The sequence below is a fragment of the Actinoplanes sp. NPDC051411 genome (assembly GCF_040682075.1).
Lineage (GTDB): Bacteria > Actinomycetota > Actinomycetes > Mycobacteriales > Micromonosporaceae > Actinoplanes.
Map to the genome: position 1 here is coordinate 1 of NZ_JBFBAD010000259.1, position 3,966 is coordinate 3,966.

The 3,966-nt window shown below is 68.3% G+C and carries 2 protein-coding genes; both read left to right on the forward strand.

The window, feature by feature from the left end; translation table 11 throughout:
• Positions 1–298: 298 nt before the first annotated feature.
• Complete coding sequence (locus tag AB0M88_RS52890; RefSeq protein ID WP_364116151.1) at positions 299–715, forward strand: CBS domain-containing protein; 417 nt, start codon at positions 299–301, stop codon at positions 713–715.
• A gap of 386 nt (positions 716–1,101) precedes the next feature.
• A complete protein-coding gene (gene alaS, locus AB0M88_RS52895; protein WP_364116154.1) occupies positions 1,102–3,792 on the forward strand; it encodes an alanine--tRNA ligase in 2,691 nt (896 codons plus the stop codon).
• Positions 3,793–3,966: the final 174 nt, after the last annotated feature.

Sequence of the window (3,966 nt, forward strand, 5' to 3'; positions counted from 1 at the left end):
GACCGGAATACACATCCGAATCTTCAGGCACCTCAGGCACCTATCCAGTTACGAAATGTCAGGTGTCGATCATGCCAATCGGTGCCGCAAAAGGACCATCAGGTGCCGATCATCTGCCCGGCGGGCAGCGTCACGTTCGACGCGCGGATGCCCCGGGTCGAGGAGCGCGGCACGCCGGTAAGCGACCGATCCGGCGTTGTCGTTTGCTGCGGATGGGGAAGCACAGCGCATCCATCGAAGGGAATGAGCGCGCGGACCGCGGGTATGCCGGTGATAACCCCGTGGGGAGGAGACCGTCGTGACCACCGCACGTGACATCATGACCGCGGACGTGACCTGCGTCAGCGAGGACGAAACTCTGACCGCCGCAGCGCACAAGATGGCGCAGTTGGGCGTGGGATCGCTGCCGATCTGCGGATCCGACGAGCGGCTCAAGGGCATGCTCACCGACCGCGACATCGTGGTCAAGGCCCTCGGCCGTGACCGCGAACCGGGCCAGGTTACCGCCGGCCAGCTGGCCGAAGGTAAGCCGGTCACCGTCGGCGCCGACGACGACGCCAACGAGGTGCTGCGCACCATGGCCGCACATAAGGTACGGCGCCTGCCGGTGATCGACGGGCACCGTCTGGTCGGCATCGTCGCCCTGGCTGATGTTGCCCGGGCGCTGCCCGACCGTCCGGTCGGGGACCTCGTGGACGCGATCACCGAGTCCTGAGTTCCGCCGTCGAGCATGAGGCACGGCCTGGATCGCGCCTTCAGGTCGTGCCCGCGGCGGCGGGCGCGAGCGGCAGCCGAGAAGGTCGGCCGAAATTCTCGCGCCGTGACGTGGTCGTCTTGGTAGCATTCCGGCACGGCCGTGTAGGAGTCGGAAAGGCAAGGCGATGAGTTTCTGTGGTGGACGGCGAGCTAGCCGCGCCGGGTGGATGCCCGGTTCGGTGGCTGCGCGCGCCTGACCCGAACTCCGCCCGGCGAGTCGATCCGTCCGTGCCGTCGCCTGATCGCGGGTGAGCACGGCGCTGCCCTTCGCGCAGACTTCCCACCGATCTGATGCCGATCTGATGACCGGGCTGATGATCGGGCTGCTTTTGGAGTCTCCGGCCCATGCTTACCGAGGAAATCAAGCGTCGCTTTCTGGCGCATTTCGAGGCCAACGGGCACACGGTCGTGCCGAGTGCGCCGCTGCCGGCGTACGACGATCCGAATCTGCTGTTCGTGGCGGCCGGCATGATGCCGTTCGTCCCCTATCTGACCGGCCAGCAGCCCCCGCCGTGGGACCGCGCCGCGGCGGTGCAGAAATGCATCCGGACGCCCGACATCGATGAGGTCGGCAAGACCAGCCGGCACGGCACGTTCTTCCAGATGAGCGGCAATTTCTCGTTCGGTGACTACTTCAAGCGGGGCGCGATCGACCTGGCCTGGGAGCTGTCGACCAATCCGGTCGAGCAGGGCGGCTTCGGCCTCGATCCGGCGCGCATCTGGCCGACCGTCTACCTCGACGACGACGAGGCGTTCGCGCTGTGGCGCAAGATCGGCGTGCCGGCCGAGCACATCGTGCGGCGCGGCCGGAAGGACAACTGGTGGCACATGGGCATCCCCGGCCCTGGTGGCACCAGTTCGGAGCTGTTCTACGACCGCGGCCCCGACTATGGCCGGGAGGGGGGCCCGGCGGTCGACGAGGACCGCTATCTGGAGTTCTGGAACCTGGTCTTCATGCGGTACGAGATCACCGACGTGCGCTCGAAGGAGGACTTCACGATCGTCGGCAATCTGCCGGAGAACAACATCGACACCGGCATGGGCGTGGAGCGGGTCGCGTCGATCCTGCAGGGCGTCGACAACCTGTACGAGATCGACGAGGTCAAGCCGATCCTGGACCGGGCGGCGCAGATGACCGGCAAGCCGTACGGCGCGCGCTCGGGGCACGCGGCGAACCAGTCGCACCCCGACGACGTGCGCCTGCGGGTGATCGCCGACCACGTGCGGACGGCGTTGATGTTGATCGGTGACGGTGTGACGCCGGGCAACGAGGGCCGGGGTTATGTGTTGCGGCGGATCATGCGGCGGGCGATCCGGTCGATGCGGTTGCTGGGGTGGCAGGATCGGGCGTTGCCCGAGTTGTTGCCGGTGGCTCGGGATTGTATGGCGCCGTCGTATCCGGAGTTGGCGGAGGAGTTCGGGCGGATCTCGACGTATGCGTATGCGGAGGAGGATGCGTTCCTGTCGACGTTGAAGGCGGGCACGACGATCCTGGACGTCGCGATCGACGAAACGCGCAGGAGCGGTGGCAGGCGGCTGACCGGTTCGCAGGCGTTTCAGTTGCATGACACGTACGGTTTCCCGATCGATCTGACGCTGGAGATCGCGTCGGAACAGGGTCTGGAGGTCGATCAGGAGGGTTTCCGTCGGCTGATGGCGGAGCAGCGGACCCGGGCGAAGGCGGATGCGAAGGCGCGTAAGACGGGTCATGCCGATTTGTCGGCGTACCGGTCGGTGCTCGATAACGGCGGCCCGGTCGAGTTCACGGGCTACCAGGAGGTCAGCCGGGAATCGCGAGTGCGCGCCCTGCTCGGTGATCACGGCCCTCTGAAGACGGCGGGCGAGGGCGACTACGTCGAACTCGTGCTGGACACGACCCCGTTCTACGCCGAGGGCGGCGGCCAGCAGCCCGACACCGGCATCATCACGGTCGGCGGCGGCCGGCTCGAGATCCTCGACGTCCAGCAGCCGATCCCGGGCCTGATCGTGCACCGGGCGCGGGTCCTCCGCGGCGAGGTCCGCGCGGGCGAGTCGGCGGAGGCGGAGATCGACGTGACCCGGCGCAAGGCGATCTCGCGGTCGCACACCGCGACCCACCTGATCCACCAGACGATGCGGGCGTTCCTCGGGGAGTCGGCGAGCCAGGCCGGTTCGCTGAACGCGCCCGGCCGCCTGCGGTTCGACTTCAAAACCCCCGGCGCGGTGACGCCGTCGGTGCTGCACGACGTCGAGCAGCAGGTCAACGAGGTTCTGCTGCGGGACCTGGAGGTTCACGCGTTCATCACCTCCCAGACCGAAGCGCGCCGGCTGGGCGCGATGGCGCTGTTCGGCGAGAAGTACGGCGATGAGGTCCGCGTCGTGGAGGTCGGCGACTATGCGCGTGAGCTCTGCGGTGGCACACATGTGGCGCGGTCGGGTCAGCTGGGGCTGGTGAAGATCCTCAACGAGCAGTCGATCGGCTCGGGCGTCCGCCGGGTCGAGGCGCTGGTGGGCATCGACGCGTTCGGTTTCCTGGCCAAGGAGCATCTGCTGGTCAGCCGCCTGGCGGAGTTGTTCCGGGTGCCCGGTGACCAGGTCGCCGACCGGGTCGAGCAGACGGTCACCGCGCTCCGTGACGCCGAGAAGGAGCTGGAGAAGCTGCGCGCCCAGATGGTGCTCGGCCAGGCGGCCACGCTCGCCGGCCAGGCGCGGGATCTCAGTGGCGTCGCGTTCGTCGCCACCGAGGCATCCGACGGCGCGGCGGCCACTGAGGCGCGCGCCCTCGCGCTCGAGATCCGCGGCAAGATCGACGCCGGGCGTCCCGCGGTGGTGACGGTCGCGGCCCGGGCCAACGGCAAGGCGTCGCTGACCGTCGCGATCAACGACGCGGCCATCGGCCGGGGTCTGTCCGCGGCCGACCTGGTCCGGCACGCGCTGTCCGGCCGCGGCGGCGGCAACACCGAAATCGCCCAGGGCGGCGGCATCCCCGCCGACCAGGTTCCGGTGTTGCTCGCCACGGTCGAGAAGGCCGTGGCGGAAAACGGCCGCCAGAACTGATCGAGAGGATCAGGCAACAACGCGCGATTAATGGTCTACGGCGGCCGCCGGTGCCGGGTGTTTCGTGGTCATCAGAAGGTTCGCTCGACGTTCTGGAGAAACACCATGACCCGGATTGCACTTATCACCGGCGGCAGCGCCGGAATCGGCCAGGCCACCGCCGTCGCGGCAGCC